25 protein-coding genes are annotated in these 24,653 nt (G+C 36.0%); 7 read left to right on the top strand and 18 right to left on the bottom strand.

The window, feature by feature from the left end; genetic code table 11:
* The first annotated feature begins 100 nt into the window (after positions 1-100).
* Complete coding sequence (locus tag AC59HC_RS01230) at positions 101-997, top strand: hypothetical protein (protein ID WP_343643828.1); 897 nt, start codon at positions 101-103, stop codon at positions 995-997.
* Positions 998-1,206: 209 nt separating this feature from the next.
* Complete coding sequence (locus AC59HC_RS01235) at positions 1,207-2,433, top strand: DUF6051 family protein (protein ID WP_202842119.1); 1,227 nt, start codon at positions 1,207-1,209, stop codon at positions 2,431-2,433.
* Between the two features lie 91 nt (positions 2,434-2,524).
* On the opposite strand, the gene AC59HC_RS01240 is transcribed toward AC59HC_RS01235, so the two are convergent.
* From AC59HC_RS01240 to AC59HC_RS01285, 10 genes are all read right to left on the bottom strand, one after another.
* Complete coding sequence (locus tag AC59HC_RS01240; protein WP_429811819.1) at positions 2,525-3,268, bottom strand: LytR/AlgR family response regulator transcription factor; 744 nt, start codon at positions 3,266-3,268, stop codon at positions 2,525-2,527.
* Between the two features lie 60 nt (positions 3,269-3,328).
* A complete protein-coding gene (locus AC59HC_RS01245) occupies positions 3,329-3,604 on the bottom strand; it encodes a 2TM domain-containing protein (protein WP_062672865.1) in 276 nt (91 codons plus the stop codon).
* A 26-nt stretch (positions 3,605-3,630) separates the two neighbouring features.
* On the bottom strand, positions 3,631-3,927 hold the full coding sequence (locus tag AC59HC_RS01250; protein WP_202842121.1) for a 2TM domain-containing protein: 297 nt from the start codon (positions 3,925-3,927) through the stop codon (positions 3,631-3,633).
* A gap of 122 nt (positions 3,928-4,049) precedes the next feature.
* Entirely contained in the window at positions 4,050-4,619 is a 570-nt protein-coding gene (locus tag AC59HC_RS01255) for a methyltransferase family protein (RefSeq protein WP_395972093.1), read from the bottom strand.
* A 33-nt stretch (positions 4,620-4,652) separates the two neighbouring features.
* On the bottom strand, positions 4,653-4,958 hold the full coding sequence (locus tag AC59HC_RS01260; RefSeq protein WP_496557850.1) for a 2TM domain-containing protein: 306 nt from the start codon (positions 4,956-4,958) through the stop codon (positions 4,653-4,655).
* A 4-nt stretch (positions 4,959-4,962) separates the two neighbouring features.
* On the bottom strand, positions 4,963-6,276 hold the full coding sequence (locus tag AC59HC_RS01265) for a 2TM domain-containing protein (protein WP_496557851.1): 1,314 nt from the start codon (positions 6,274-6,276) through the stop codon (positions 4,963-4,965).
* Positions 6,277-6,415: 139 nt separating this feature from the next.
* Positions 6,416-7,075, bottom strand: coding sequence for a hypothetical protein (locus tag AC59HC_RS01270; protein ID WP_496557852.1), 660 nt, complete (start codon positions 7,073-7,075; stop codon positions 6,416-6,418).
* 51 nt (positions 7,076-7,126) lie between these two features.
* The gene (locus AC59HC_RS01275; protein ID WP_496557853.1) at positions 7,127-9,373 is read right to left on the bottom strand and encodes a TonB-dependent receptor; all 2,247 of its coding nucleotides are present in this window, start codon (positions 9,371-9,373) and stop codon (positions 7,127-7,129) included.
* A gap of 93 nt (positions 9,374-9,466) precedes the next feature.
* A complete protein-coding gene (locus AC59HC_RS01280; protein ID WP_496557854.1) occupies positions 9,467-10,369 on the bottom strand; it encodes an AraC family transcriptional regulator in 903 nt (300 codons plus the stop codon).
* Between the two features lie 91 nt (positions 10,370-10,460).
* A complete protein-coding gene (locus AC59HC_RS01285; RefSeq protein WP_496557855.1) occupies positions 10,461-11,108 on the bottom strand; it encodes a 4'-phosphopantetheinyl transferase family protein in 648 nt (215 codons plus the stop codon).
* Between the two features lie 242 nt (positions 11,109-11,350).
* Here AC59HC_RS01285 and AC59HC_RS01290 point away from each other — a divergent pair, with 242 nt between their 5' ends.
* On the top strand, positions 11,351-11,854 hold the full coding sequence (locus tag AC59HC_RS01290; RefSeq protein ID WP_202842135.1) for a superoxide dismutase family protein: 504 nt from the start codon (positions 11,351-11,353) through the stop codon (positions 11,852-11,854).
* Positions 11,855-11,909: 55 nt separating this feature from the next.
* Here AC59HC_RS01290 and AC59HC_RS01295 read toward each other — a convergent pair whose 3' ends face one another.
* Positions 11,910-14,039, bottom strand: a complete 2,130-nt coding sequence (locus AC59HC_RS01295; RefSeq protein ID WP_496557856.1) for a carboxy terminal-processing peptidase — start codon at positions 14,037-14,039, stop codon at positions 11,910-11,912.
* A 344-nt stretch (positions 14,040-14,383) separates the two neighbouring features.
* On the opposite strand from AC59HC_RS01295, the gene AC59HC_RS01300 reads away from it, so the two are divergent.
* Both AC59HC_RS01300 and surE read left to right on the top strand, forming a co-directional pair.
* A complete protein-coding gene (locus tag AC59HC_RS01300) occupies positions 14,384-14,554 on the top strand; it encodes a lmo0937 family membrane protein (RefSeq protein ID WP_110008970.1) in 171 nt (56 codons plus the stop codon).
* Positions 14,555-14,921: 367 nt separating this feature from the next.
* Positions 14,922-15,710 carry a 5'/3'-nucleotidase SurE gene (surE, locus tag AC59HC_RS01305; RefSeq protein WP_062672842.1) on the top strand — a complete coding sequence of 263 codons (789 nt, stop codon included), beginning with the start codon at positions 14,922-14,924 and terminating at the stop codon, positions 15,708-15,710.
* Between the two features lie 53 nt (positions 15,711-15,763).
* Here the strand turns inward: surE and AC59HC_RS01310 are convergent, their stop codons facing one another.
* Genes AC59HC_RS01310 through AC59HC_RS01320 form a run of 3 tightly spaced genes read right to left on the bottom strand, consistent with a single transcriptional unit; the run spans position 15,764 to position 18,166 of the window.
* Entirely contained in the window at positions 15,764-17,167 is a 1,404-nt protein-coding gene (locus AC59HC_RS01310; protein WP_496557857.1) for a radical SAM protein, read from the bottom strand.
* Between the two features lie 10 nt (positions 17,168-17,177).
* Positions 17,178-17,414, bottom strand: a complete 237-nt coding sequence (locus AC59HC_RS01315; RefSeq protein WP_202842145.1) for a hypothetical protein — start codon at positions 17,412-17,414, stop codon at positions 17,178-17,180.
* Complete coding sequence (locus AC59HC_RS01320) at positions 17,411-18,166, bottom strand: prolipoprotein diacylglyceryl transferase (protein ID WP_202842147.1); 756 nt, start codon at positions 18,164-18,166, stop codon at positions 17,411-17,413. Before AC59HC_RS01320 ends, AC59HC_RS01315 begins: the two co-directional genes overlap by 4 nt.
* 61 nt (positions 18,167-18,227) lie before the next feature.
* Here AC59HC_RS01320 and AC59HC_RS01325 point away from each other — a divergent pair, with 61 nt between their 5' ends.
* On the top strand, positions 18,228-19,265 hold the full coding sequence (locus AC59HC_RS01325) for a GMP reductase (protein ID WP_202842148.1): 1,038 nt from the start codon (positions 18,228-18,230) through the stop codon (positions 19,263-19,265).
* Between the two features lie 55 nt (positions 19,266-19,320).
* Here AC59HC_RS01325 and fabG read toward each other — a convergent pair whose 3' ends face one another.
* The 4 genes from fabG to AC59HC_RS01345 all read right to left on the bottom strand — a co-directional run bounded on the left by fabG (position 19,321) and on the right by AC59HC_RS01345 (position 23,913).
* A complete protein-coding gene (fabG, locus tag AC59HC_RS01330; protein WP_041461954.1) occupies positions 19,321-20,064 on the bottom strand; it encodes a 3-oxoacyl-[acyl-carrier-protein] reductase in 744 nt (247 codons plus the stop codon).
* A gap of 172 nt (positions 20,065-20,236) precedes the next feature.
* Positions 20,237-21,688 carry a hypothetical protein gene (locus AC59HC_RS01335; RefSeq protein ID WP_496557858.1) on the bottom strand — a complete coding sequence of 484 codons (1,452 nt, stop codon included), beginning with the start codon at positions 21,686-21,688 and terminating at the stop codon, positions 20,237-20,239.
* Between the two features lie 66 nt (positions 21,689-21,754).
* Positions 21,755-22,429: a 16S rRNA (cytidine(1402)-2'-O)-methyltransferase gene (gene rsmI / locus AC59HC_RS01340; RefSeq protein WP_047377914.1), complete on the bottom strand. Its 675-nt coding sequence runs from the start codon at positions 22,427-22,429 to the stop codon at positions 21,755-21,757.
* 2 nt (positions 22,430-22,431) lie between these two features.
* Positions 22,432-23,913, bottom strand: a complete 1,482-nt coding sequence (locus AC59HC_RS01345) for a DUF8457 domain-containing protein (protein ID WP_496557859.1) — start codon at positions 23,911-23,913, stop codon at positions 22,432-22,434.
* 61 nt (positions 23,914-23,974) lie between these two features.
* Here AC59HC_RS01345 and AC59HC_RS01350 point away from each other — a divergent pair, with 61 nt between their 5' ends.
* Positions 23,975-24,562 carry a thymidine kinase gene (locus AC59HC_RS01350; protein WP_062672824.1) on the top strand — a complete coding sequence of 196 codons (588 nt, stop codon included), beginning with the start codon at positions 23,975-23,977 and terminating at the stop codon, positions 24,560-24,562.
* Positions 24,563-24,653: the final 91 nt, after the last annotated feature.

Below are 24,653 nucleotides of genomic sequence, written 5' to 3' on the forward strand. Positions count from 1 at the left end.
TTTTTCTACTCAAATATCAAGGGATTATACAATATAAAAGTCTTTAAAAAATCTTTTTTAGTTTGATAAAAATCTTAAATTAGTCTTATAAATAAACACCATGAAAAAGGAAGATATCCTGCATCTTGAAAAGCTTATGAATTTCTTAAGCCGGCAATTTTTAAAGAAAAACCATTGGGAAGATGTGACCAAAACCGAATGGTCTTATATAAGCGCTGAACTGAATGAACTGATTATCAATGATCATTCAGAAAAAGAGATTAAAAAAGAACCTGATATTCTGGGAACAAATTATCTGTATGAGCATCTGATCATCAATAAACTGAAAAAATTCAAACAGAACGAGAATGCAGTTTTAAGCAGACCCAACCTTGCTAAACTGAGTTTAATTGTCAAAGTTTTGGGATATTCCAATTACATAGATTTCATAAATTCAAATACGGAAGCATTCAATTTTAATGATCTAAGGATTGATATGAATAATACCAATATGAATACCGCTCTTTTAGACCGTTTAGTAGGGTGCTGGTATTCTTATAACAGAAATCTGCCCGATAATCCTTTGATGGCAAAAGAAGACCGCATATGGCGTTCTGCCATGGAAATTTATAAGTCGGAAACCACAGGAGAATATTTTATTGAAAGAAGCGGTGGTGATCATCACAAATACTTTGGAAAAGTAACCGCCTATTCTGATTATGTTTTCATCATCATGAACAGCAATACTTTTATTCGTCAGAGACATTTCATTTCAAGGATAAAGGATATTAAAGAAAAACTTAAGAACCCAGACTATAAACTCCACGAAATCCACTTTATAAGCACCTGCATTAGTTTCAATCAGGAGCCGATTGCTTTATTTGAAATCTTCAGAAAAGCGGACAGAAAAAACTTCATTTCTGATTCCATCAGTTTTCCCATTGACAGTGACGAAATACCTGAATCAATTGTTAAACAACTTGAAGATACCGAATCTAACAGAATAGATTACAGATAGTTAAAAAAAATAAAGATTATCGGACAAAAAATAATTCAACAATAAACATCATCATCAATCTCTATACCATGGCCCCGGAATAAGACTATTTCGGGGTTTATTGTATTTCTCTTATGCCTGGAATATATTTAAACCTTAAAAATCAATTCATTACCGCAATAATTCTCTAACTTGATGGTTCTAAATATAAACCCTTCAATCGTCTTGCTATGGAATATTATGAATTGTATGAAGTTTTGAAAAATCATTTTGATTCCGAAAAAGACAGGGCTGAACTTCAGGAACTGAATGTAAGCATTGAATCAATTCCTTTTGAATCCAAGGTATGTGATCTGCTTTATGGCTCAGAGAAACAACAGTGCAACAAACATCAGCAAACCCTAGAAATCAACAAAAATGGTTATCTCTTGTACAACCAACCTGCTGTAGACATCAAAGATTTTGATATTGAATGCAATAAAAGATTTGAATATCATATCCTGAAGCGGGCAGATATAGAAACAGCCGAAGGAGCTTTGTTTTTTTTCCATGGACTGAATGAAAAGAAATGGGATAAATATTTGCCATGGGCGTATGAATTGGCCCAAAAAACACAAAAGGCCATCATACTGTTCCCTATTGCGTTTCATATGGATCGAGCAGAACCTATCTGGAGTGACCGCCGTCACATGATGGAAGTGGTTAATTTCAGGAAAAAAAAGTATCCGGAAAACATGAATTATTCCTATGTAAATGCTGCGATAAGTTCCAGACTGGAAGCGCATCCGCAAAGAATATTCTGGTCCGGGCTACAGACCTATTCTGATATTACAGAAGTGGTAAAAGATATTAAAAAGGGTAAAATAAAGGGTATTTCTCCAGAAGCAGATCTGGATTTATTTGGGTATTCTATAGGATCATTTCTTGCTTTAATTATCAAAATGGCTGATCCTCATCATTATTTTACCCGATCAAAAGTATTTTGTTTTTGTGGAGGAATGACGATCGACAGGATGTTTCCTATATCCAAATACATCATGGATACTCAGGCAACAGTTAAAATGCAATCTGTTTTTACGGAACTGTTGAGCTCTGATTTTAAGTCAGATTCACGTCTGAAACATTATCAGAATGAAGCATTGCATCCACAGGAAAGCTGGTTCAAAAAAATGCTCCGCTACAATTATTTCCAGAAGGAAAGAGAAGAAAGAATTCAGGAAATCCAATCTCAGATCAAGGCTTATGTATTAGAGAAAGACAGTGTAGCTCCTCCGATAGAAGCACTCAATACGCTGCAGGGTGGCTACAGGAACATCAATGTAGATATTGAAATCAAAGATTTCCCCTTTGAATATTCCCATATGGTTCCATTTCCGCTTACCCACAAGCATTCAAAAGAAGTTACCGACGCATTCCACCAGTTTGTACAATCTGCCAGTGATTTCTATAATGCCTGATGATTAATTTTTCAGGGATAAAATAGAGAGAGAAATAGTTTAAAAATAAATAGAATAAGATCCATGGTGTTTGTTTTTAAGTTAATCTTTATCAACTGACCAACCAGTCTTTAAAATCTTTCACACGGTCTCTGCTGACCGTTATTTCTTCTTCAGGCTGAAACTCAAGGTCCACCTTATAGTAAGGCGAAGTATGGATGTTTTTGATATAATCCGAACTGATAATAAACTGTCTGTTCACCCGGAAAAACTTTTTCTCATCGAGTACATCTTCCAGCTCATCAAGTGTAAAATCTGATGGATAGGTACGGTCTTCCGTCTGAAGATAAACGATTTTATTCTCACTGAAAAAGCAGCTTATTTCCTGAGTCTGAATAATCTTAAGGTTGTATCCTATTTTCACCAGAACTCTGGAAAGCGTAGACTTTTCTTTTCGGATTAACTGTTTGATATCCTGAGAACCATTGGTATCGCTGGCAGGAATGAAAGATTTAAATTTCTCCACTGCTCCTTCCAGATCTTCATCAAGAATAGGTTTCAAAAGATAATCAATACTGTTCAGCTTAAAGGCTTTCAGGGTATATTGGTCAAATGCTGTTGTATAGATAATGAAACCTTTGGTTGGTGCTTTTTCAAAGATATCAAAAGACAGTCCGTCCCCCAAAACAATATCTGAAAAGATCAGCTGCGGATGTTCGTTTTCAGAAAACCAGGCAACACCTTCTTCCACCGATTCTATTTTGGCAACGATCTCTATTTCAGGAAAGTTACTCAGCATTCTCTCCAATTTCCTTGAAGCAGGTTTTTCATCTTCTATAATAACAGTTTTGATCATTGAGTTTAAGTTTTAGTTTTCAGATTTTAGGAAATAAATTTATATAAAAGTGGACAGATTTTAATAATTTATCGTTTTTTTCTCTTTTCTGAGTTCTTTTTCAATCATGTCCTTTTCCCATTCGGAATCAAAGAGAAATAGTTTTGCAGCTTTTACCAGAATTATAAATCCCCAGATTCCAAGGATGGTATATCGGTCAAACCAATGAAAGCTAATCATCTTTTCGCCAAAAATATCATCAGGAATGATCAGAACGGCAAATAAGGCAAATATAAAAAGGCTTTTATAGAATTTTCTGATATTGTTGGTTCTTGTGTGGGCAGTATCGTAATCCATGATATTATAAGTTTTTATGTTATTGTTTATAGTGTTTTTATTTTCTGTTTTTCATCCTTCTCCATCAGTTCTCTGATTTTTCTTTCTTCCCAGCTTTTACCAATTCCGAATACGCTTATGGCATGAAATGCAATTCCTACTCCCCATCCAAGTGCAGGCCATAAAAACCATAAATATCCGGGAGCAGTTACAATATTCAGTATTGCTAAAAAAGGAATAATGATACAGTACGAGGTAAGGTTTCCATAAAATTCTTTCAGGTCTTTCACTCTCCTTGAAGCTTTTCTGTAAGCTATTGTTTCTTTGTCAGGTAAAATTTCCATAATGATTTGTTTAAAAGTTGATTTGTTTTTTCTTGAGTCAAAGGTAGCTCAGGAAAGTGCCACGAATCAATTTTATGTGACCGAATGGTAGATTATGCTGTCTGAACTGTAAAAACCTGTAATTAATAGATAAAAGGGATCAATTTTTTGGTGCTTTTTCTGTATTCAATATATTCATCCCCAAACTCTTCTATCAAGGCCTGTTCTTCAATTTTAATCCTGTAGGCAAAGGCTAAAAACGGAGGAACAAAAGCAAAGACTAATGAAAGCCAGTTATTGAGATACAAACCGAGGCCAAAAGAAGTTAACAGGGAAAAAGTATAGGAAGGATGTCTCAGATATTTATAAAATCCTTCTTTTTTGATTTTATGATCCTGTCTGATGGTTACATCTACTGTAAAATATTTTCCCAATGACCTGATGATCATGTATCTTACAATAATCCCTATAACGATAAAAAGTTCACCCAGATATAAAATCCAGATACCGTCAATTATTGGAAAATGAGTCTGATAAGAAACAAATACTGCGCTTGCAATGGAAAAAGGAATGGCCAGCCATAGGATATTCAGGGTTGATTTATCCTTGTTCTTTTGATCTTCTTTGCCGGACTTCAGCATGTTCTTGTAAAGGAATTCCGTGAGAAACCAAGCAGCCATTGAAATGTAGAACAGCGTTGATAAGGTATTCATTGTAAAGAATTTTTTTAGATTAAAATTTCCTTTTTAGTGATCTTTCTGTTTATCCATCAGTTCCTTGATCTTCTTATTTTCCCATTTCCTGATAAAATTAACCTGCGGCAGAAAAACGGTCACCGCATGAGCTGCAAGCCCTATTCCCCAGAAAGTTGCCGTAAAAAAATTTTTAAACTGAAAATAACTTTCACCAGGCTTCAGGTGCATATAATTATAGACAACGATCAGAGCATTCACTGCGATATAAGCGAATACATGTCCGTAAAATCCACGCAGTCTTTCTACCTGCCTTCTTGCACGTTGATATTCAATATCGTTTTCGTCAAATCTTCCCATGGTCTTATTTTTTTTGTTTGTTCATAATTTCACGAATCTTCTTTTCCTGCCATGATTCTCCTACTCCAAACACCTGAAATGCATGGGAAGCAACGCCTATTCCCCATCCCAGTACGGGAAACCAGAACCAGTGATTTCTGCTGCTTGTAAAAAGATTAATAAAGATTAAAAAGGCGCTTACGGTACAGTATGAAATAAGGTTCATATAAAAACTCTTAATCTCTTTTACTCTTTTTTGTGCCCGTTGGTAAGCTGCAGAATCATCTTCATGTTTTGATATGGAAACTTGTGGTTTAGCCACGAGCATTGGAAGTTTTACTTTAAAATGATCTTCAGATTTTTCGATGAAGACATTTCGCTCTGTAATAAGGGAATAACGCTGTACAATATTGGCCAGACCAATTCCTGAGCTTTCTTTGATCTGTTCTCTTACCTGAAGATTATTTTCAATGCAGAGCGTATTTCCGTCTGAAAAAATTCTGATGACCAAAGGTTTTGATGACGTTGCAAAATTGTGTTTGATACAATTTTCCAGCAAGAGCTGCAAAGCCAGTGGAACTACATACTTTTGATAATCATCTTTAGCGACATCAAAAGTAAAGTCTACACTGTCTTCAAACCTTGTTTTTAAAAGTTCGCAATAAGTTCTGGCAAATTCTATTTCATCTTCCACCGTTACCAGCTCTTTATCTTTTTGTTCAAGTACATACCGGTAAATCTTTGACATTGAAGCGGTAAACTTTTGCGCCTGTCTTGGATTTTCATCAATCAGAGAGCTTAAAACATTCAGAGAATTGAAAAGGAAATGTGGATCCAGCTGGTTCTTTAAACTTTCAAACTGGGCATTTGCAGATTTGGCGATAAGCTTCTGTTCCACCACTTCTTTTTTGGAAGTCTTTTTCAGTTCTTCCATAAAACCTTTCGCATGCAGGAAAGCAGAAATCAACAACGCAATATTGATGGTAAACCAATTGAGAAAATTATATTTTCCAAGGAAAAACTCTTCTGTAGTAGCTGCTTTTTGAATAAGTACAAAATTGACATAATTGCAGAAATAGACCAGTACAAAATTGGCGACAATAATTGAAATAATACTGATAACCGCTCTTTTGGTTGTAGCCTCAGACCATGGGACTTTTTTATTCAGAAAACTGTTCAATAGCCCGTTTCCTCCTCCCAATACAAAAGAATAAATAAAAGAGATAAGCAGGGTATATAAAAAGTTTTCAAGATTCTTCTCTTCTGTAAAGACAAAAAAGAAAAACATGGAGACAGCAAGTGATACCCAGAATAGTACGATAAAGTTTTTCCGTTTCATGATCTGTTTTCTTGACTCAAAATTAGTTTTTATTAAAGGTATCAAAAATTAATTGTTACCGAAGGGCTGATTTTTCTTTCCGAATGGTATAAAAAAACCTTCACGAATGAAGGTTGATTAATTTGAAATATAGAGAAAGCTATTTTGTTTTTTCTGCCGGTAAGCTTAAGAAATAGTCTGCTTCTCCTTTTCCCCAGTTAGGGTCCAAAGCTGTTTTAGGCTTATATGTTGTAAATTTTGCCTGAGCATCTTTAAATAGTTCCAATCCTTTGGTTTTGCTTCCTCCGTACTGTTCGGGAGTAAAATAGACATCTTCTGCTTTGATCAATGCAATTCTTGGGTTTGCCGGGTCTAATTTTTCTGCAATATTAAGTTCCTCAGCAGCTCTTGCCCCGTCTGTCATATAACGCTGGGCAGGATTTACCATCATTCTCAGGGAATAAGACATTTTTTTCAACAGATGAATTTCCGCATTATCTGCTCCTGCAAGGTTCTGAGCCAATGAAAGACTTTTCTCTGCCTGATCTGCAATACCATCCAGTTCCTGCATTTTTCCGTCCCTCATCAGGGTTCTTCCTTTTTGGATATAAGAAAATGCTGCATAGTAAGCAGGTAACCACTTTGAGCTTTCTTTACTTCCTATTCTCTGGAAATCATTCGCCAGAGTCTGGAAATCTTCTGGGGTTTTACAGGTTTCAATTTTCGCAATTTTTTCAGACATTATTTTGTCATAATCTGCCTGTGCAAAAGCTGTTAAGCTCACCAAAGCTAAAGCAAAACTTAAAAGGTATTTTTTCATGATATCAAATTTTAAAAGTGAGTTATGTTTGTTTGTTCTAAGATATGTTTTTTATAAATTATTATTGATGGCATCATCTGTTTTATCTACTCCAAAACTTATAAATGCTCCTATGAATACAAAAGTATTGACAGGTGGAACAATTGCGGAGCTTCTGGAGCCATTGGCTGAAAAATTATAGCCATATACATTCTTTGATCCTAAAATATTGCTGATGCTAAATACAAATACAGGAAAGGCTTTTGTATCTTTTTTACCGATATTAGGAAGATAATTGACACTGAAATTCAATGCGTTGTAATCCTTAAGTGTTCCTTCATCCCGGATAAAATTTACAGCTTTTCCATCTTTAAATGTGGAGGCAATGTCATAATAAGGCCGTCCTTTTGCATAAGTATATGATAAATTGACCCCAAGCTTCCATTCAGGAATAAATCTTTTTGCGACTGCTGAAAGGGTATGTTCTGCTGCAAAGCTCGGCTGCAGGCTTACCGGATAATTCAGGAAATCTCTTTTTGAATCCAGATAAGAGTAGCTGATCCAGTAATCGATATTTTCAAATGTCTTTTTATTATCTCTCCAGAAAAACTCCAGTCCTTTTGCATATCCGTAGCCATCATTGTTTAAAGCAGCCTGAATCTGCTGATTTTGCTCTTTGTTCTGGGTAATATTGAACGTCTTAATCAGTTGGCCGTATTTCTTGTAAAATGCCTCAAAACGTAAAGTTCTGCCTTCTGAAGCCCTCTGAACCTGGAAAATATAATGCTGTGATTTCTGAAAACCGAGATTGGCAGGGCCATTGATGTATTTACTTTCAGGATTCTGATAAAAAATCCCGTACGCTAACGAAGTGGTCCAGTCTTTTGCAAGGCGGTAGGCAATCGCAAAACGGGGCGAAATATTATCCTTTCCTAAAAAAGAAGAATGCTCTGCTCTCACCCCTATTTTCGCTGACAAAGCATTGCTGAAGCCAAGATCAGTTTCTACAAAAGCAGAGGAGATCAAATCTTTATAATGTTTCCGTACCGTTTCAAAATTCAGATTTTCATCGGTATTATTCAGTTCAATTCCTCCTCTTACAGCACTGATTCTGTTTATTTTTCTTTCAAGAACTGTTTTGAAATTCAGATAATTTCCATCGGTAAGAAGCTGGCTTCTGTTGGATTCAATATCATTGGTTTCTGTAGAAAAATGAAGATCCGATCTGTTGTAGGAATAAGAACCGCCCATATTAAGCAGATATTTTCCGAATTTTTGTTTAAAAGAAAGGTTGTGAAATGTATTTTTACCGTTAAGCTTTACCAGGCTGAAATCGGATCCGGGTTCAAGACTTTCTGATCTCACGCCCATTTTATTGGAATTGAACATTCCGTAATATTTGAAAAAGCCTCCTGATTTTGTTTTAAATCTGAAATTAAGATCTCCGTTAAGACCTTGGGGAGCTTCTACAAAGTCTGTATTAAAATTAAAGACCTTCTGCATCAGACTTAAAAGAGAATATCCTGCTGTAGCACCGTAGGAATAGTTTTTATTATCTCCTAACTTTTGAAATCCTGCACTCAGAAAAATGGGTGAAATCCCAAAGTTATAGGAGGTTTCTTCCGGAAGATCTACACTTTCCAGCATTAAAGCTCCCGAAAGGGCCTGGCCGTACAGAGCAGAATAACCACCACTTGAGAAGATATTTCCTTTAAAAAGTGAAGTATTGAACTGATCTCTTCCCGCAATTCCCGGAACTGAATTAGAAAAATAATTATTGATAAGGCTTCCGTCCATAAAGATTTTAGACTCGGTTCCTGTTCCTCCACGGATGAACAAACCTTCCGTTCCTCCTACTTTTTGAACTCCAGGAAGATAAGTTAATGCCGAAGAAATCTGTCCGTCTGCTCCTGCCGTTGTATAAATATCAATGGGAGTGAGTAATGCTGTTGCTCTTTTTTTATCACTGGCTTCAATAGATCCTGCAGAAACTACTACTGCATCAATCTCACTGATCTGTTCTTTAAGATCAATATTCAAAGATATATCTTGATTTTCAATAGAAACTGATCTTTCTACATTTTCATATTTCGGGTGGGTAAAAGTAATTGTATGAGCTCCTTTTTCTGAAGTTTCAAAGGTAAAATTACCCTGAGCATCTGTTGTAGCCCCATCATAGGTGTCTTTGAGCGTTACATTTACTTCGGCAACACCTTTGTTTTTGAAGGATACTTTCCCCGATATTTTCACCTGGGAATATCCCATAATGGAAGTGAGAAGAAGAATCAGAAACAGTATGTTTTGTCCTTGTGTTTTCATTTTTATTGTTTTCTGGAATCAAAAATAGCATGAGAAATACCTTTCTGTAAAAAAATTATTACTGAAAGGCATTCTTTTGCTCCCGAATGGTAATTAATGAACCGGAATGCAAAAATCCACGAGCATCTTCCCTTCCGGATGTTCTTTAAAATTGGAGTGATAGATTTCATAAGGAAATGTTCTTCTCATGGTGTAATTGTTTTCATTCATCCATAACAACAAAGAAACCCAGCATTGTTCAAAATCATCCAATGTCACCTCTCCGCTTCCTACAATGTACTTTCCGCCTTCTAACGTTTCTGAAAATACTTCTCCCTCCTGCTGCTGAAGTTTTTCAACCAAAAGCATGCAGGCGTGAATCCTGACTTTATCGGGAGGTGTGATTTTACAGCTGTCGTGATAAACAGAAATCATTTTAAGATGTTGCCGCGGAAACAGGTTTTTCTTTTTTGCCCAGTTTATCAGGATATTAAAAGAAGGTTCTACGTTGGCCATTCCCAGGCTCATTACGGATGCCAGATTCATTTCCGGCATTTCTTTTACTTCGATTTTTAAATTCATTTTAGTCCAGTTTAACAGGTTTTCAATATTGCAAATGTATTGGCTGAAAACCGTATCAACTTGTCCGTTCTTGCTCTGTGTTTGTAAAATCCTGTGAAATTTTTCCGGTGCTGATCTGCGAAATTCTGTGGGCGCGAGACCGTAATATTTTTTGAATGTTTTGCAGAAAACAGAATGATTGGAGAAACCAAGATCCCAATAGATCTCATTGATCTCCATATTTTTATGTACCGCTAAATGGAAAGCACTTTTCTCTATTTTCTTTCTGATAATATAATTCTGAAGGGTTTCTCCCGTAACCAGCTTAAATATTCTGTGAAAATGATACGGAGAATATGCGCTTACCTCTGAAACTTTTTCCAGAGAAAGATCTGCATCAATATGGTTATCAATATATTGAATTGTTTTTACAATCCGTTTTTTATACTCTTCCACTTCAAAATTATTATTTTACAAAGATATTTTTCCGGAATGAAAGTCTGTTGTCTTTTATTGCTATTGTCTGGAAGTCATTTCGCTTTTTTTGTCACGAGATATCTTCTTCAAAACGTTTAAATAAAAGAACATCTTCTTTAATTTTTTGATCTGAAGATGCAATATATCCCTGATAATCTTCATGAATAAAAATTTCTCTGGTAAAGAACTTTTCTTCTTCAATCCTGCATTCGTTATTGACCACTTCAAAAGAATCCAGCGGAAGCATCATCCCTGCTCCATGAGCCTTTATTACAGCTTCCTTTCTTGCCCAATAAGTGAAGAATTCTTTCGTTTTATCCTCAGCATCATGAATTTCCTGAAGCTCTTTGGCCGTCATCTGAAATATAAAATCCTGATAATTGATCTTCGTATCTCTGAATTCAACATCTATTCCCAAAGGATATTCTGCAATAGCACAGACCGCAAGCTCTTTGGAATGCGATATATTAAAATGAAGATGATGGTCTTTTAAGTAAGGCTTTTTATTGGGAAGAACTCCTGTTTCTACATCAGAAATATTATAATACGTTTTCAGACCGTATTGTAAAAGCACCTTTCCCAGTAAAGAAAGCTGCACCTCCTGCCATCCTCTGTATCGCAGGATATTCTGATTAACCTCCTGAGAAAAAGCAGGCAGGTATCGGTCTAAACGTGACTGATGTTTTTCTTCGCTGATGAATGTATAAAGAATGATCATTTTCTATTGGTTTCCAGCTATGAACGCTTGATTAAAATGACTTTTTAACGACTAAAATAAAGCTTTTTTTCATCTTTTTTTAAACAACATATTATTCATCTCAAGATTTTGGAATTTAAAGTTAAAAGATGCTTTATGCCAGTAATTATTTAAACCAGTTTTTTAAAAAAGAGTGAGATCATAAAGCGCTTTGGAAAATCTTTTTTAAATTTATCGTAAAATCACTATAAATCATTTAACAAATGAAAGTACAAACATTAGCATTATTGGCGGGATTTGCAGTTTTTGCCGTTTCATGCGGAACCACAAAAACCTATTCTGTAAATGCCAAAAGCGGAACACAGACAGGAGGAACAGCGAAGTTTACTCAAAATGGAAATGAAGTAACAATGAAGCTTGACATCACCAACCTTACTCCTGGAATCCATGCCGTACACATTCATGAAAAAGGAGACTGCTCAGCTGCAGACGGAACGTCTACTGGCGGCCACTGGAATCCTTCGAAGAATGATCATGGTAAATGGGGTGCCGAACATTTCCATATGGGAGATATAGGAAACCTGGTTGCTGATCAGAACGGAACGGCGACATTGACTTTCAAGACAGACAAATGGTGTCTGGGCTGTACAGACGAGTCTAAGAACATTATCGGAAAAGGTCTTATTGTACACGCTGCTGCAGATGATTTCCATACTCAGCCTACCGGAAATGCAGGAGGAAGAGTGGGATGTATAGAAATTAAGTAATCAACTTTATTCAATAAAAAAACCGCTAATCTTTTAATTAGCGGTTTTTTTATGTTTAGGATTTAGCTCCCATGTCTGATACAATATTCATTGCTTCCTGCAGGTAAAGATCTTTTTTCAGATTCTTGATCCACATTTCAGATTTTTTCTTGAAAGCTTCGTCTTTTTTCTCTCTTTCAATTTCACTTGGATACATGATGAACTGAAGACCGTTTTCAAATTTTGTCAAAGCCTTGAACTTTTCAATCTGAGATTTTCTGTTCTTCATCAGCTCATTGAATTTTGTAATATTCAATGTGATATTTTCTTCTTTATCCAGTTTTTCTCTCCACTGAGCAGATTCTAATAGCAACTGATAATTGCTGTTTTTAGCCATTCTGTCTGCACTTGCCTTCTCCAGAGCCTGGATATTGAAATAGTTCAGTTTCTGGAATTTTGTAGGTGGAATTTTATCCCAGACCAATGCATAATCATCATATCGCTCTCCTACTTCAGCATACGTAAAGAAGTCTTTCATCTGGATATCAGAAACAATTCCTTTTCTCTGGGTAGATTCTCCTGTAATTCTGTAGAATTTCTGGATTGTCAGTTTTAGAGATCCAAAATCATCTTCCGTGTTCAGGAATCTGTTCAGATCCACAAAAGTCTGCACGGTTCCTTTTCCGAAAGATTGTGGAGATCCGATAATCATCGCTCTTCCATAATCCTGCATTACTCCTGCAAGAATTTCTGAAGCTGAAGCCGAAAGTTCGTTTTGCATGATAACCAACGGACCTGTCCAGATTGGAGTTTCATTTTTGTTCTTAAGTGTCTGTATTTTTCCGTTTCCGTCTTTTACCTGAACATAAGGACCAGCTTCCATGAAAAGTCCCATAATATCGCCTACTTCAGTTAAAGAACCTCCACCATTATTTCTAAGGTCAAGAATGATTCCCTGAATGTTCTGTTCTTTAAGCTTAATGATTTCATTTTTGATATCATCAGAAGCATTTCTTCCTTTGGCATTTTCAAAGTCAGCATTAAAGCTTGGAAGGTTGATAAAGCCGTATTTCTTCCCATTTGGAGCATTCACTACAATACTTCTTGCAAATGTATCTTCGATAGCAACCTCTTCACGGATCATGGTTACATCTTTAATGGAACCATCTTTTTTCTGAACAGTTAAGGTTACCGGAGTTCCTTTTTCACCTCTGATCAGTCTTACCGCTTCATCAGAAAGCATTCCTACCACATTTACAGCATCTTCTTTCGGCTTTGATCTTACTTTCAGGATTTTATCTCCTTCTGAAAGCTGCTTGGATTTCCATGCCGGTGCACCAATGGTAAGCGCTCCTAAGTAAAGGTTTCCTTTTTTCTCCTGGATCAGGGCTCCGATACCAATTACTTTTCCGGTGAACTGGGTATCAAAATCTTCTTTATCTTTTGGAGAATAATAGTTGGTGTGCGGATCAAATACTTCAGTATACGCATTCATATACACGGTAAACCAATCCATTTTCTTTCTCTTTTTGAATCTCGTGAAAGTATCTTTTACAAGGTCTTTTACCTCATCAGTCGCTTTTTTGATCTTCTCGTCCTGAGTAAGTGGCTTAAACTTGATCGTATCTTTCAGTTTGTATTTCTGAACAGAGTCTTTCTTTTCTTTCTGAGCTTCTTCTTTGCTGTTCATCGACTCAACTTCCTGGAGGATGTTGTATTTGATGAATTTTTTCCACTCATTATACTGTTCCTGTTTGTTGGCAGGTACTTTTTTTAGTTTGGGCTCAAGAGTAAGCGTTTCATCTTCCTGAAGATTGATGGGCTTGCTGAAGATATCCTGTGTGATTTTATCAATCTCATCCACTCTCTGGTAAAGTCTGTCAATGGTAAGCTTATAGAATGTAAGATCACCTTGTCCGATATAGTCATCAAGCTTTGTTTCATGCTTGCTGAATTCATCCATATCAGATTGCAGAAAATATCTTTTCGCTGGATCTACCAATTCGAAATAATGCTTATAAACGTCCTTCGAATAGGCATCATTGATAGATTTCGGGCTATAATGCAGATAAGAAAGTGTGTTTTTTACGCTCACCATTATTGTCTGCATCTTTTCATCGTCATTCTGTGGCGAGTTGAAACAAAACATTAGACTGGTTAATGGAATCAGGAGTAAAAATTTATTCAGTTTGAAATTTTTCCACATAAACTGTCTTTATTTATTAATTTTTTTAAAATAAGTATAGTAATTAGTAGCAGTAAGTTTGGTACTGTTACAAATGATCAAATTTAATACCTTATTTACAAATATCGACAGTTTTGATCATTTTTATTTAAAGAGATTTACAAATAATCAGGACAGTATGAGCCGTTTCCTATTATCAGACAGTTTCGTTATAAAGTGATACAGATCAATCCTTTTTTTCAAACACACCTAAATTTTTAATTTTTAATCTAAAAACAGAAAACACATACCACAAAAATCAATTTTTAGCCATAAAGGCATAAAATATGCAGAGAATTAACCATACAAATTCAAAATATTAAGTCATGAAAAGTTTATTATGGTTAGTAGCAGTCATCTGCATCGTTGTTTGGCTATTGGGAATGCTAGGAGTCGTTCCCGGAATGAGCACAGGTTATTTAATTCACGTTTTACTGGTTATTGCTATTATTGTTATTCTTTATAATATCATTTCCGGTAGAAAACCTCTCGACTAGTTTATTATTTTGTACGACCACTTAACATTAAAATTATCAGGCTTTACAGGTGTTCTTCACAGGATAACAAGAGATTTTCATGGGGAGGCACCTGTAAAATTCTGAGTTTGATGAACTAAAATTCATATTAAAATTCCTTCATTTTAGTCAGATATTCTGCTTCTGGCATTTTTCTTTATCGGTGCATTGATCTTCACTCTCTGAAGCAAAAGCAGAAGGATTTTATTTCTATTTCACAACAGCCAATCCCAATCTGGTATTTTATGGCGTCTGATTTTTACCTACATTTGATGTGTTGAAAATCTATTTGTTCAATTCTGAAAATGAACAAACTCACTCTGTTTAAATAAAAAATTAAAGATAATTTATGGAAAGACCACTTATTCTGGTGACTAATGACGACGGAATTACAGCTCCTGGTATCAGAAATCTTGTAAATTTTATGAATGAAATCGGAGAAGTAGTGGTTGTTGCCCCCAATTCTCCTCAAAGTGGAAAAGGCCACGCTATTACCATTAATTCTACCCTAAGCTACGAAGAAGTTACTCTGGATGGCCCTCAGACAGATTTTTCCTGTAGCGGAACTCCTGTTGACTGTGTAAAAATGGCTCTTGATAAAATTCTGACCAGAAGACCCGATATTGTGGTTTCAGGAATCAATCACGGGGCAAATTCTTCTATCAATGTAATCTATTCAGGGACCATGTCGGCTGCAGTAGAAGCAGGTGTAGAAGGAATTCCTGCCATTGGATTCTCATTACTGGATTTCAGCTGGGAAGCAGATTTCACTCAGGCTAAAGAATTTATTCAGAATATTGTAAGAAGAACATTGGAAAACCCAATGCCAAAAGGAGTTGTACTGAACGTAAATATTCCTAAACTTCCGGCGGAAGAGATTAAAGGAGTAAAAGTCTGTAAACAGGCCAATGCCAAATGGGAAGAAAGCTTTGATGAGAGAGTAAATCCTCATGGTAAAAAATATTATTGGCTGACAGGTTATTTCAACAATATGGATGATTCTGAAGATGCTGATGAAACAGCATTGGCCAACGGATATATTTCTATTGTTCCGGTAAAGTTTGACCTGACAGCTTATGAATACATGAAAACATTGGAGGAAGTGATGACTTTTGAAGATGTAAAAGAAGTAAAATAACAAGGAAATAATAAAAGCGTGAAATGAAATTTCACGCTTTGCTTTTTATATGGCTAAAATAAAACTTTATCTTCTTTCCTGAGTTCTTCCAGATAAGCCTTTTTTTCATCTCTGTAAAAGAGGTTCATGGTTTCAAAAGGAATTAATTTCAGGTCTTTATTGACAATATGTACGCACGACTTCTTCACCGCTCTTACATCAAAATCATGAGCATCCATAAAGTTCATGATAATTATTCTGAAAAGGTTATCATAGTCAAGATCCGGAGCACAAACATCCGGCAGGCAGCACAGTAACTGATTGACTTTAGGCTGAACTTTATCTACGGAAATTCCGGTGCTGAAAATATCCAGCAGCTGCATATGCAATCCTTTATCCTGTTCATAAACAATGGTATTCCTTGATTCATTATTCAAAAGATCTGCAGGATTGATATATCGGGTTAAAGGGATTGTTTCGCCCTGCAGTTTCAAGATATATCCCATAGCCAGCGCATCCGGATTACATGGAACGGGAATAATATCATCAGAATTTAATAACGGAAACTGATTGATAATTTCCTGTCTTACTTCAGTTAAGGTAATTTTTTCATGAGCAGAATCTTCCCGGTTTCTTCCGGCAATTTCAACCGGCTGGAAGGTGATTCCTCTTACGCATTTCTGTTTCAGGGCAAATTCTATAATTTTTCCTATTTCATCAATATTTTTATCTTTTTGAAGAACAACCACCAATGTCGTAGAAAGGTTAAGTTCATTGAGTTTTTCCAGTGCTTTCATTCTGACAGCGGTAAGATCTTTCCCTCTGAAATCTTCCAGGACATCAGGTTTAAATGAATCAAACTGAAGGTAAATTTCAAACTCGGGAGCATAGGTCGCCAATCGTTCAGCAAATCCCGGATCATTGGCTATTCTGATTCCGTTGGTGTTCAGCATCAGATGTTTGATCGGTTTTGATTTGGCAATATCCATAATTTTGAAAAATTCCGGATGGATTGTAGGTTCTCCTCCACTGATCTGCACCACGTCCGGTTCCCCTTCATTTTTTACAATAACATCAAACATAGCCTCAATTTCTTCCAGGCTTCTGTGACTTCCATAATGGGGTGAGGACATTGCATAGCAGGTTGGACAGGTCAGATTACAACGATCTGTAACTTCTACGATAGAAAGACAGCTATGCTGTTCATGATCTACACATAGTCCACAATCATAGGGACATCCATATTCCAAATCTGTTCCGAAATGAAAGGGCATTTCAGAGGCTTTATTATAGTTTCTTATATTTTTATAATACTGTACGTCAGAAGCTATTTTTGTTTTATAAAATCCATGATCCGGACATCTTTTGGTCATAAAAACAGCTTCATCCTCAATAATGATTTTGGCACCTACCCTTTTAAGACATTCCGGGCAAAGACTGATTGTATAATCGTAATAAGTATAATTTCTTACTGGCATAGCAAATTTTTTAAAGTCCTCCGCAAATATAACCGCTGATTAATCCACAGATCAGAAGGGATATAAGCATGGTCTGGATAAATTGTTTTCTGGTGAATTTTCGGTCTCCTTTCCTTTCATAAATAAGTTTTGTAATAAAAGCGACGATGAGGGAAAAGAACAGTGCAGCTATAATAATCGCACCAATAATCATTACCACTACTCCAGCCAGATTGAGATTGCCTTCTAAAATAGTTAATTTTTTCATCTTGAATTTTTTAAATATAAAGATCCGGTATTTTTTATTTTATAAATGTAGTAAATAATTACACAGATACACACCATTTGAATCGTACCCATATTTCCAATGACTTCTACCCTTGGTTTTATAAAATCCAAAAGAAATCTGAATGTAAAATAGCTGAGCATAAACAGCTGAAAAATAAAACCGGAAGGGTATTTTTTACGATTCTGGATATACTTTAATCCCATCCACAGAAGAAGTAAAAAGGCTATTTCATACAAGGCAACAGGATGTCTGAGATATTGGTCCCCCAAATGCATTCCAAAAACAGAATCAGTAGGAATACCATATGTCTCTTCACCAATACCTGTAAGAAAACATCCTATTCTGCCTATAATCATGGCCAATATCAGAGGGAAAACAATAAGATCTCCAGTACTTTCTTTATGATGTACAATCTTTTTTGCCAGCTCTACTCCCAATAAACCAAAAGCCAGACCTCCTACAATAGTATTGTTTGACCAGACCTTTCTGAAGGAAAAATTTTCAAATAATGCATAAGGGTTTTCAAGATTACCGATCAGCTTGGAACCGATCAAAGCTCCGGCAGTAGCACCAATTAAAACCGCAGCAGAAGTATTGAAAGAAAGTTTTTCTTTAGCCTTACGTTTCAGATAAAAATAATATCTCATGCCCAAAAACATTCCGGCAGCCTCAAAAAGCGGATGCGCAAGGATTGTTTTGCCGAAAATATGAAATGTTACAGGAAAATCCATTATTTCAAAAATACACTATTTCATATTATTCACTACCTTTATTCTGACAAATAATTACAAAATGCGTATAGAATATGACATAAAACTGGGGTTCAAGGATGTAATGTTCCGCCCTAAGCGTTCTACTTTGAAATCCCGTTCGGAAGTTGATTTACTGAGAGAATTTACCTTTAAACATACCAGGAAAAGATGGACAGGAGTCCCCGTAATTGCAGCCAATATGGATACGGTAGGAACTTTTGAAATGGCAGTGGAACTGGCCAAGGAGAAAATTATTACCGCGGTTCATAAGCATTATACTCCTGAGGAATGGAGCAAGTTTCTCAACAGCCAGCCTGAAAGTATTCATCAGTATATTGCACTGAGTACCGGAACCGGAAAAGCTGATGAAGAGAAAATAAAACAGATTCTCAATAAGCACCCAAAAATTGAGTTTCTATGTATCGATGTAGCCAATGGCTATTCTGAACATTTCGTTGAATTTGTGAAGAAAGCAAGAGCCAATTTTCCGGATAAAATTATTATAGCAGGAAATGTGGTTACCGGAGAAATGGTAGAAGAACTTCTTCTGGTAGGTGCAGATATCATTAAAGTAGGTATTGGACCTGGGTCTGTGTGTACGACCAGAGTAAAAACAGGAGTGGGATATCCTCAACTTTCTGCGATTATTGAATGTGCAGATGCTGCACACGGTTTGGGAGGACATATTATTGCTGACGGCGGATGCAAAGTTCCCGGTGACGTAGCAAAAGCTTTCGGTGGCGGTGCAGATTTCGTCATGCTGGGCGGAATGTTTGCCGGACATGATGAAAGTGGTGGCGAAATGATTGAAGAAAACGGTAAAAAATATCGCCTTTTCTATGGAATGAGTTCTAAAACAGCCATGGATAAGCATTCCGGAGGTGTGGCAGAATATCGTGCTTCTGAAGGAAAAACAGTAAAAGTAGCTTATAAGGGTCCTGTTTCAGAAACGGTAAAGGATATTTTAGGAGGTGTACGATCTACTTGTACTTACGTAGGTGCTTCAAAGCTTAAAGAACTTTCCAAGAGAACTACTTTTATAAGAGTTCAGGAGCAGGAAAATCAGGTTTTTAACTAAAAAATCAAAGAAATATAAAAAGGCTGCATATCATTTATGCAGCCTTTTTATATTGTTATGTTAACATTCCACCGTCAACGTTTAACGTCTGTCCGGTAATGTATGCAGACATTTCGCTGCCTAAGAATACACATGCATTGGCGATATCCGCTGGCTGACCTCCTCTCTTCATTGGAATTTCTTCTCTCCATCCCTGAACGGTTTTTTCATCCAGAACAGCCGTCATTTCTGTTTCAATAAATCCGGGAGCAATAGCATTACATCTGATATTTCTTGATCCCAATTCCAATGCCACAGATTTTGTAAACCCGATCACTCCGGCTTTAGAAGCTGCATAGTTGGCTTGTCCGGCATTACCCTTCACACCTACTACAGAAGTCATATTAATGATAGATCCTGATCTTGCCTTCATCATCGGCTTAATTACTGCCTTTGTAAGGTTGAAAACTGAATCTAAGTTTACTTTGATTACTTTATCCCAATCTTCTTTGGACATTCTCAACAACAGGTTATCTTTTGTAATCCCTGCATTGTTTACCAAAATATCAATCTGCCCGAACTCTGCCATCACTTCCTCCACCAATTTCTGAGCAGCATCATAATCTGATGCGTCAGACTGATATCCTTTAATTTGGGTTACAGAACTTAAAGCTGCTTCTAATTCTTTTGCTTTGTCTACAGAGCCAGCGTAGGTAAATGCTACTTTTGCTCCCTGCTGAGCAAACATTTCAGCAATTCCCTTACCGATTCCTCTTGTAGCTCCGGTAATTAGTGCTACTTTTCCTTCTAATATTTTCATATCTATTGACAATTATTTTTTTATAACTCGTTCAGCTAGTGACAGCTGCCTCTTCATGTTTCTACAATTCCTTTCTGGAATTAAACGGTTTGCAAAGATATTATAAAATGTTATTCAACCCATTTAAATTGTCAAAATACTAGCTTTTTTTTGATGAATATCAGGATTTTCATTAAAGTTGAACATAATTATTTTTAAATCTGGTGAAATAAATAAAGTCTGTTTTTTTACTTTTATCCAGTCTTAATACCTCTTTCTGCCAGAAATATTTTTCATAAATAATGTCTTTCAAAGGCTCATTCTGAAAATTGGAAACCCCAAATTTTCCTTCTTTTTTCACGACAATTTCGTTTTCAGCATTTCCGAATGTGATAATATCTTCGTATACAAACGGTACAATTTCTGTTCCCTTCCCATCCAGGATTCCATAAAAGTTGTCTGTGTTTCTGCAGACCAAAGGTTTTGAATATTGATTAAGAGGATTAAAATAGTCAACATCTTCATTTTTAATCTCGCTGATATTTTTCAACTCAGATATAGAATGATCTTTTACAGAAAATCTATAATAGCGGTCCTGCTTTCCAATGATAAGATTGTCGGGATAAAACCCGAAAATCTGAACTCCGTCTCCTACAATATTTTTAAGATCTCTATCCAGAAATTGTTCTTCATTTCCTTTTTTAAGGTAAATAAAATCTTTTCCGGAAATAGTAAAACTTTTGATAAAATCGTATTCCTGAGGAAAAATGATGTTACCCTGCAGGTCTATAATGCCGGATTTTTTTGCTTTATCATTATAAACACTGAACAAATTACCCAATAAAGGATTTACATATTTAAAAGTCTGTGCATACAGCTTTCCGTCTTTCTTACTGAAAACTGTTGTCTTTCCGTTTTTTGTAAGATAGATATATTCTTTTTTGCCAAAATATTCCGGGGTGATATCGTTAAAGATTTCTTCGGCAATCGTATTGTCTTCTGCATCAATCAAACCGTACTTTCCTGTACTTTTATTTTTAGTAATCAGATAAGGATAAGCATTGATGTTTACAACCTGTTTAGAAAATTTATGCAGCGTTTGTCCGTTATTACCAATGATTTCACTTTCTCCATTTTCATTAATGATAAGTGCCCTGTCATCTTCAAAGCTGTAGTCTTCTTTAAATTCCCGCGTGCTGAGCTGTTTCCCGTTAAAATCATACAGAAACCATTTTTTATCTTTTAAAACAAAAAGTCTGTTCTTCCCTGAAAAACGGATTTTTTCCGAATAAGGAATGATTTCCTTTCCGTTAAAATCATAAACAGCTTCTGAATTCTGTTTTGATGAAATAATGCATTCTTCACTCCACCAGGGTGTATTAAATTCCTGATCGTTCAGAGGAATAAGTTTTTTTCCCTTTTCGTCAATAACAGCTGATTTTCTGCCATTTCCTTCCTCAGAATAAAGAATAAACCGGTTTTTGAAAACATGCAGAATACTTCCTTTGTAAGGAGATTCAAATGTAATAGTTCCCAAAGAATCCACAATTCCCTGTTTCTTATAATCAGTATCGTAGAATGTTCCATATCCTTCAGAATAAGAACTGATTTCTTTCCCCGTCTTTTTCGACAGGATCACCTTCATATATTGGTTAGTTTGTGCTGTACAGACTACAGAACACAATACAAAAACTAATTTTTTCAAAGAAAATTAAATAGAATTATTGACAATAAGGACGATCTCTCCTTTTAAAGTTTTACTCTTGGAGAACTCAATTAATTCATTGATTGTTCCTCTTTTAGTTTCTTCAAATTTCTTAGAAATCTCACGGCTTAAGCTTACTTTGGTTTCTTCTCCGAAGAATTCTTTGATCTGTTCCAGAGTGGTATTAATCTTATGAGGGCTCTCGTACAAAACGATGGTCTTTTTTTCTTCTGCAAGCTGCTTCAGTTTGGTTTGTCTTCCTTTTTTCTGCGGCAGAAATCCTGCGAATAGAAATTCATTATTAGGAAGCCCCGAAACAACAAGTGCCGGAATGAGCGCCGTAGCTCCGGGAAGGCAAATCATGTCAATATTATTATCTGCTCCTGCTTTGGCCAGCAAATATCCGGGATCTGAAATACCGGGAGTTCCTGCATCGGTAATAATAGCAATATTCTGCCCGTTTTTAAGGTCTGTAATCACTTTCTCCGTTGCCTGATGCTCATTATGTAAATGATAAGACTTTAAGGGCTTGGAAATCTCAAAATGTTTTAAAAGTATTCCTGAAGTTCTGGTGTCTTCACATAAAATATAATCTACTTCTTTCAGAACATTTACTGCCCTGAATGTCATATCTTCCAGATTCCCAACGGGTGTGGGAACAAAATATAGAATTCCGCTCAAAATTATAAGAATTTATTTTCCACCAATATCCAAAGTCTCTGTGCATATTCATCCACCTTATTCCATTTTCTGTCATAGTACAGATCACTCAGGTATTCTTTGGCTTCTTCCAGTGTTCTGAATTGGTTCAGCTGATAAACGGTATCATTCAGATCTGCCTGGCTTCCTTCAAAAAGCATCTTCGTGAAGGCAAGTCTGTCATTCAGATCCAGCTTAAATTCAGGTTTCAGCTTATCTGCTTCCATGAATTGGGTTGGAATATTGGATTTCAGAATACTTCCTGTATCTTCTTTAACAACAGGAGCTGTTTTTTCTTCCTTGGAAAGTTCCAGGTGGTCGTCATCAAAAAGTGACTGAACAGCCTTCATTCCTTTGATATTGGCTAATTTTATTTTTTTCTCCCGATGGTATTCTTCTAAATTTTCGAAGCTTTCATCGGAACGATGTTTATCTGTTTCTTCGGGAGCAGGCTTGTCGATTTCGACAATCTTTCTGCGATCATAGACTTCAGCAAGAATACTTTCTTCTTTTACAGGTTCTTCAGAGTGGTCATTTTTGATCTCACTCAGAATATTTTCTACATTGGAAGTCTCTGTAGCCATTTCTCCCTGTTCTATGGAAATGTTTGAAGCCACAAATTGTTCTTCGTTTTCTTCAATCAGTATTTCATCATCCAGCGTCTCTGTATCAAAAATGCTTGGAATGGTTTCTGTAACGGAAGATTTCACATCATCTGCTACCGCATACTCAGGTTCTTTCTTCGATTCCTCTCCGGAAATTAGTGATTCCTGTTCTTCTATTTCATGCAGCTGATTATTAAAAACCGCTTCTTCTGCTGTTACTTCATTATAAAACAGATCTTCGTTAAGATCTTCATCCGAATCCGGTGTAGAATCTGCAAGGATTTTATCCTCATCCACAAAACTCAGAACAGCTCTTTGTTCTTCTGAAATTTCATTTTCATCAATTTCATTCAGCTGATTATTAAAAACTGCTTCTTCTTCTTCCAGCGTTTCATTTCCAAAATCCTGTTCCTGATTTTCAGGTGCGTTTTCAGTCTTATTTTCTTCTACAAAGCTTACGATATTTTCATGGAATTCGTTTTCAACAATTTCATTCAGCTGATTATTGAAAACGGCTTCTTCTTCAGATTCCTCAGAAAAAACTTCATTTTCATCAATTTCGTTCAGTTCATTATTGAAAATAGCCTCCTCTTCGGTTACTTCACTTCCTGTATCATGATGTTCTGTTTCTCCTGAAACAAAAGAGACATACTGATGCTCCGGATTTTGTGCCGTATTATCTGTTACGAAGTATTCGATATTTTTTTCCAGCAGTTTCAAAAAAGAAATCCTGTTAGCAAGCTCATCTACAAGATCTTGCTTGGAAAGTAATTCGTCTATATTACTTATTTTGTCCAGATTATCAATGATATTCATGGATTCAAAAAAAATCTTTTCCTTTAAATCTTGGATATTCTGCATAATAAGATTCTTATTAAAATTGCTTACTTTTGATGTTAAAAATATACGGCTAATTTAACAAATGTTTTTAGAAAATACAATTAATCATTCCAAACAAAGTGGTTGGATGGAAGTAATTTGTGGCTCTATGTTTTCCGGTAAAACCGAGGAACTTATCCGCAGATTGCGAAGAGCGGAAATGGCAGGACAGAATGTGGAAATTTTTAAACCCAAAATGGATGTACGGTATTCTGAAGAAGATGTAGTTTCCCATAATCAGAATAAAATCCGCAGTACAGCAGTAGAAAACCCTAATGAAATTCTTCTGCTGGCTTCCAATTGTGATGTAGTAGCCATTGATGAAGCTCAGTTTTTTGATGAAAGCATTGTTGATGTTGCCAACCAGCTCGCCAATAGCGGGATCAGAGTCGTTATTGCAGGATTGGATATGGATTTTTTGGGTCGTCCATTTGGACCAATGCCCAATTTGATGGCGACTGCAGAGTATGTTACAAAAGTGCATGCTATTTGTAAGAGAACCGGTAATCTTGCCAACTACTCGATGAGAACTTCACAGGGAGATAATCTGGTGGAACTGGGAGAAACAGAAAGTTATGAAGCAGTAAGCCGCCGTGTTTTTATTGACGAAGTACTTTCAAAAAGAAAATAATCGGATAAAGCAGACGACGAAATCACTAAATTGTAAAACTGTTTGCTATAAACCGTAAAATATATTCACTAATATAAAATGAAAAGCGAAA

The organism is Chryseobacterium sp. DZ-32 (assembly GCF_059587025.1).